The 6,250-nt window shown below is 75.4% G+C and carries 3 protein-coding genes; 1 reads left to right on the top strand and 2 read right to left on the bottom strand.

Annotation, left to right across the window (positions count from 1 at the left end; translation table 11 throughout):
- The coding region (locus DKT69_RS25775; RefSeq protein WP_109804088.1) for a sensor histidine kinase at positions 1-2,149 on the bottom strand (2,149 nt) is incomplete at its 3' end.
- Positions 2,150-2,296: 147 nt separating this feature from the next.
- Positions 2,297-3,658 carry an FGGY family carbohydrate kinase gene (locus tag DKT69_RS25770; protein WP_109804087.1) on the bottom strand — a complete coding sequence of 454 codons (1,362 nt, stop codon included), beginning with the start codon at positions 3,656-3,658 and terminating at the stop codon, positions 2,297-2,299.
- Positions 3,659-3,919: 261 nt separating this feature from the next.
- Here DKT69_RS25770 and DKT69_RS25765 point away from each other — a divergent pair, with 261 nt between their 5' ends.
- Positions 3,920-5,839, top strand: a complete 1,920-nt coding sequence (locus tag DKT69_RS25765; protein WP_109804086.1) for a chorismate-binding protein — start codon at positions 3,920-3,922, stop codon at positions 5,837-5,839.
- Positions 5,840-6,250: the final 411 nt, after the last annotated feature.

The raw sequence follows: 6,250 nt of genomic DNA, 5'->3' as shown, positions 1-6,250 counted from the left end.
GCCGGGCACCGGCCACCGGCACCCCCGTCGGCCGGCGCGACGCCGGCAGCCCGGTCACCGGCACCGCGGCTGGGGTGGCCGGCCGGATGGCCGCGCCGATCGGGGTGGTCAGCATCCGGGGCGACGCCGGGGCGTCCAGCTGCGGGGCGGGCGCCGGCGCGAGCAGCTCGGCGGGGATCCGGACCTGGGCGACGAGGCCGCCCTCGCCGCCCTCCAGCCGGATCTGGATGCGGTGCCGCGCCCCCAGGTGGCTGACCACGAACAGGCCCATCCGCTCGGAGGCCGCGACGTCGGCCGCCGGCGGCTCGGCCAGCAGCGCGTTCGCCTCCGCGCGCCCGCTCGGGCTCATGCCGAGCCCCTGGTCGGCGATCTCCACCAGCGCCCCGAGGCCCTCGGCCCGAGCGGTGACCCGGACGATGGTGTCCGGGCGGGAGAACGCGGTCGCGTTCTCCAGCAGCTCGGCGAAGAGGTGCACCAGGTCGCCGACGGCGTGCCCGACCACGTGCAGGTCGGGGCTCGAGTCGTGGCGGACCCGCTGGTACTGCTCGATCTCGGCGCTGGCGGCCAGCAGCACGGCCGCCAGGCCGACCGGCCGGGTCCACCGCCGGGTGGACTCGGTGCCGGCCAGCACCAGCAGGCTCTCGTCGTTACGGCGCATGCGAGCGGCCAGGTGGTCCAGCTTGAACAGGTTCTCCAGCTGCTCCGGGTCGCTCTCCTCGCGTTCCAGGTCGTCGAGGAGTTCGAGCTGCCGCTCGACCAGCACCTGGCTGCGCCGGGCGAGGTTGACGAACATGGCGTTGACGTTGCGGCGCATCAGCGCCTGCTCGACGGCGACGCTGACCGCGCTGCGGTGCACCGCCACGAACGCCTCGGCCAGTTCGCCGATCTCGTCCAGCGAACGGACCACCGCCGGCGGCACGTCGATCCCGGTCACCGGGCTGTCCACGGCGCGCAGCCGGTCCAGGGCGTCGGGGAGTTCCACCTGCGCGATCCGCAGCGCCTGGCTGCGCAGCAGCCGCATGGACCGGGCGATGGAGCGACCGATCAGCAGCGAGATCAGCACGGCGACCAGCAGCACCGCGCCGATGCCGCCGACGACCAGCAGGGTGTCCCGCAGCTGCCCCGAGCTGGCCGCGTCGGCCCGGCGTACGGCGTCGTTGAGGACCTCGTTCTCGAGCCGGTGCAGCAGGTCCTGGCGCCGCTCGCTGACTATCCACCAGGCCGGCGCGAGCAGCACCGCCGGTTCGGCGGCCGTGCCGGGCAGGGTCGTCTCCTCCAGCTTGGTGGCCGCCACGAACCCCGGGTCCTCGGAGGTCTGGTCGTATCGGCGAACCTGGTCCGCGGTCGCGACGACCCGGAACGCGCCCAGGGCGGTGAGCTGCTGGGTCCGCAGGTCGGCCAGGGCCACCTGGTCGTCGGCCGCGTACCGGCCGGCGCGGGCGGCCGCGTAGAGCTCGGCGCGGATCCGCGAGGAGAGCTCCTTGACCCGGGAGAGCTGGACGTAGCGCAGCACCGCGTCGGTGAGCGCCCGCTGGTCGTCACCGGGCGAGGGCTGGGCCAGCAGGGCGAGCAGCGCGCCGATCGCCCGGTGGTAGTTGCTCAGGATGGTGTCGCTGCTGAGCACCGCCGGCGGCACCGCGGCCCGAATGTAGATGACCTGGTCGTACGCCTCGAGAACCTCGGAGTAGCCGACCCGCCAGGCGGCGTCGGCGTCGGCGAGCGGCTCGGCCGCGCCGCGCAGGTCGGCCAGGGCCTGATCGGAGGCGGTCTGCAGCGGCTTCAGCGCGGCGATCGCCGCGTCCCGCTCGGCGCCCCCGGCGGACTCGTGCAGCGCGGCCAGCTCGCCCGCGGTCCGGTCCCGCTCCCGCTGGAGTCGGTCCACCGCCTCGGTGATCTGCCGGCCGATGCCGACCTGCTGGGCGAAGTCGCTCAGCGTGGTGGTCTGCCCGACCAGGCCGCGGGTCTGCACGCCGGCCAGCACCAGGAAGGCCACCGTGGGGATGACCAGCACGGTGGCGAGCTTGGTCCCCATCCGCCAGTCCCGCAGCCGCAGGGCCGAACGGCGGCGGTGCGGCACGACCCGCACGTCGAACCGACTCCGGCGGTGGTTCGAGACCGCGCCCCGATCGGGGTCGGGACCTGCACCCACACATGCCTCCTCGGTCCCTCGCCTCCGCCACCTCGGGGAGCGCAGTCCATCCAACCAGGCCGGCGTGCGGTGTCAACGGCCTGACCGGCCGGTGAACGAGGACGGTCAGCCCGGCCGGGCACCGGCTACGGTGTTCGGCGCGTCCACCTAGTCCGTCCGGCCGATGCCGCCGATCCGTCCCCCGTCGGCGACCCGGCCCAGCGCCACCAACGCCGCCCCGGTCGCCCCGATCTCCGGATGTCGTTGGTGCCGGACCGGTCGTGGGGCCAGCGCGGCGACGAAGGCCTGCCGCCACCACGCCGAGGCGGCCATCGCTCCCCCGCCGAGCACCACCTCGGCCGGCTTCACCACGCCGGACTCCAGCACCGTCAGGTCCTCGGCGACCAGCCGGCACAGGCCCCTCATCAACTCGGCGAGCAGGTCGACGGCGGTGGTGCCGAAGCTGAGCCCGCGCAGCTCACCGGAGCCCGCCGGGGCCAAGCCCGGCGGGCGGTCACCGCCGAAGCGGGGATTGGCCATCACCCGGCCGTCCGCCGGCACCCGGAACAGCGCAGCCTCCAACTCGGCGCCGCTGGGCAGCCGCAGCTCCCGCTGGGCCCAGGCGAAGATGTTCCCGCCGCTGGAGTACGCCGTCCCGGTCACCACGTGCTCGTGGTCCACCCGGTAGCGCCACAGCTGATTCGACAGCGGCGGCAGGTCCACTCCGGCCGGCACCCGCTGGATGAGGCGTACCGCGGCCGACGTGCCGACGGTGACCGCGGCCCGGGACGGGTCGACGCAGCCAGAGCCCACATTGGACGCCGCGCCGTCGCCCACCGGCGCGGTCCACCGCGCTCCGGCCAGCTGCGGCCAGCGCCGGGCGTACTCCGGCCGCAGCCGGCCGCGCCATTCCATCGGGGCCAACCGGGGCAGCTCGCCGGGGCGTACGCCGGCCAGGTCGCACGCCTCCGGGTCCCAGCCCAGCCGGCGCAGGTCGACCAGCCCGGTCCCGGAGGCCATCGAGATGGAGACCGGCGCCTCGGTGAGCAGCACCCCGAGGACGTACTCGGCCAGGCCGGCGAAGCGGGCGACCGGGGTGCCCGCGCGCTCCCGCAGCCAGGGCAGCCGGACCGACCAGAAGCAGCGGTGCCACCAGGTGCCGGTGCGCTGGTGGAAGGCATCCGGGTCGGCCGGACCGGCCGCGCCCGCGGGCGGCTCCGGCCGGGTGTCCAGCCAGGTCAGCACCGGCCCGATCGGCTCGCCGTCGGCGTCCAGCGGGACCACCGAGTGCCACTGCGCCGAGGCCGTCACCAACTCGATGTCGCGCAGGTGGCCGGCGTCGGCCAGCTCGTCCAGGCACTCCAGCAGGCAGGCGAGGTACCGCCGGCCGTCCAGCGTGCCGCTGCCGTCCTCGCCGGTGACCACGTGCACCTTCCGCCGCGCCAGCGCGCCGGGCCGCGGGATGGCGTCCGCGTCCAGCACGAGTGCCCGCACGGAGGAGGTGCCCAGGTCGAGAGCGAGAATGTCCATCGCCGGTCAACCTACCCGGCAGGGCGGCCGGCGAAGCCAAGATCCCGACTCGGCCGGGACGCGGCGATCAGGTTCCCGGGGCCCGACGGGTCGCGTACAGTGATCGCCATGCCCGCGCACCTGTCCTGCTGGTGGCCCGCCGACCCGGCGGCCCACCCCCGCGCGTAGCTTTCCCACGCGGCCGCCCGACGAGGCGGCCGCCGGTCTCTCCCCGGCATCCCGGGCCGCCCCGCCGGCGGCTCCCGGCCCGAGGAGACCTCGATGACCCGCCCGCACGACCTGCTCGCCGCCGTCGCCGACGGCGTCGACCCCGGCCCGTTCGCCCTCGTCCGCCGCGAGGGCGCCGACCACCTCGAGCTGTTCACCGGCACCGTACGCACGGCCGACCGGCTCGCCGACATCCCGCTGCCGGACGGCCCGCCCGGCCCACGCACGCTGGCCCTGGTCCCGTACCGGCAGATCGGCGAGCGCGGCTTCGCCTGCATCGACGACGGGGTGCCACTGGAATGCCTGGAGATCGCCGAACACCATCGGATCGGACTGGCCGAGGCGCTCGACGTCCTGCCCGACGGCCCGGTACGCAGCACCGGCGCGGGCTTCGACATCGCCGACGACGAGTACGCCGCGACGGTCGGCCGGGTGCTCGCCGACGAGATCGGCCGGGGCGAGGGCGCGAACTTCGTCATCCACCGGACCATGCGGGCCACCGTGCAGGGGCCGACGCTGGTGGCGGCGCTGGCCGCGCTGCGCCGGCTGCTGCTGCGCGAGCGCGGCGCGTACTGGACGTTCGTGGTGCACACCGGCAACCGGACCCTGGTCGGGGCCAGCCCCGAACGGCACGTCAGCGTCGACGACGGCCTGGTGATGATGAACCCGATCAGCGGCACGTTCCGGCACACCGGCGCGGCGGCGGACCGCGACGCCCTGCTGCGCTTCCTCCACGACCCGAAGGAGGTCGAGGAGCTGTACATGGTGCTCGACGAGGAGCTGAAGATGATGGCCACGGTCGCCGAGCACGGCGGTCAGGTGGTCGGGCCGTACCTGAAGGAGATGGCGCACCTCACGCACACCGAGTACCTGCTCGCGGGGCGCGGTTCGCGGGACGTCCGGGAGGTGCTGCGGGAGACGATGTTCGCCCCGACGGTCACCGGCAGCCCGATGGAGAACGCCTGCCGGGTGATCGCCCGGCACGAGCGGGCGGGCCGCCGCTACTACGCGGGCGTCCTCGCGCTGCTCGGCCGGGACGACGCCGGCCGGCAGACCCTGGACGCGCCGATCCTGATCCGGACCGCGGAGCTCTCCCCCGCGGGCGAGCTGCGGGTGCCGGTCGGGGCGACCCTGGTGCGGCACTCCACCGCGGCGGGCGAGGTGGCGGAGACGCACGCGAAGGCGGCCGGGGTGCTGGCGGCGCTCGGCCTCGGCCCGGACGCGCCGGAGGCCGGCCCCCGCCCGGCGGCCCGGCTGGGCGACGACCCGCAGGTCCGCGCCGCGCTGGCCGCCCGCAACGCCCCACTGGCCCGGTTCTGGCTCGACCAGCGCACGCCCGGCGCGTCCGCGCTGCCCGGGCTCACCGGCCTGGGCGCGTTGATCGTGGACGGTGAGGACACCTTCACCGGCATGCTCGCCCACCAGCTCAGCGCGCTCGGCCTGCGGGTGGACCGCCGCGACTGGCGGGAACCCGCCCCGGTGGACGGGTACGACCTGGTGGTGGTCGGCCCCGGGCCGGGCGACCCGGGCGATCTCACCGCGCCGAAGATGGCGACGATGCGGGCGCTGCTGGCGGGCCTGCTGGAGGCCGGCCGACCGACGCTGGCGGTCTGCCTCGGGCATCAGCTGCTCTCCGGGCTGCTCGGGCTGCCGCTGCACCGGCGGGAAGCCCCGTATCAGGGGTTGCAGCGGGACGTGGCGGTCTTCGGGGCGACCCGCCGGGTGGGCTTCTACTCCACGTTCACGGCACGCGCCGACGCCGACCGGGTGGCCACCGCGTACGGGCCGGTGGAGCTGTCCCGGGACCCGGCCGACGGGGCGGTGCACGCGCTGCGCGGGCCGGGTTTCGCCGGGGTGCAGTTCCACCCGGAGTCGGTGCTCAGCCGGGACGGCCTGGCCGTGCTGGCCGACCTGCTCGGGCATCTGCTCGCCCACCCGGCCCTGACCGGGCATGGTCCGGCCGATCGGGGGTAGGGCTTTGGGCGACCGGTGGTCCGGACGGGTCGAGAGCGTCTCTGGTTCCCTATGCGATTCTCGGCAAGCCGGACATCCGGCCGGCGCTACCGCTCCGGTCGGTGATCGGGGTGGCGTGTACGTGGCGGTGGAAGCCGCGGCCGAGGGTTGCCCCGCGGACCTGGTGAGGGTGTCGCGGGGTGGTGGTGGGAGCCGTGTACGGCACCTGGCTGACCGGCCCTTTCGGGTTGGTCTCCTGGGGTGTCCGTCCCGCCGGACGCTGACCGGAAGATCCCGATGGGGAGTCTGCCGGGGCGGGAACCTGCCGTCGCAAGGGCAGCAGGCGTGAGGTCTTGACCGTTGCAGGTCGGGTCTGCTTCGGGGTGGGTGCGGTCTTGCGTCGATCCCGCGCCGGCGGGATCGTGGCGGTGC

The sequence above is a fragment of the Micromonospora sicca genome, from assembly GCF_003172935.1.
In the GTDB taxonomy this organism is placed as follows: Bacteria; Actinomycetota; Actinomycetes; order Mycobacteriales; family Micromonosporaceae; genus Micromonospora; species Micromonospora sicca.
The sequence above is the reverse complement of the archived record's forward strand: the minus strand, read 5'-3'. Positions and strand labels throughout refer to the sequence as shown.

Excerpts from the sequence above, each read along its gene's own strand:
- DKT69_RS25770 (WP_109804087.1), bottom strand. The coding sequence starts at position 3,658 with ATGGACATTCTCGCTCTCGACCTGGGCACCTCCTCCGTGCGGGCACTC.
- DKT69_RS25765 (WP_109804086.1), top strand. The coding sequence starts at position 3,920 with ATGACCCGCCCGCACGACCTGCTCGCCGCCGTCGCCGACGGCGTCGAC.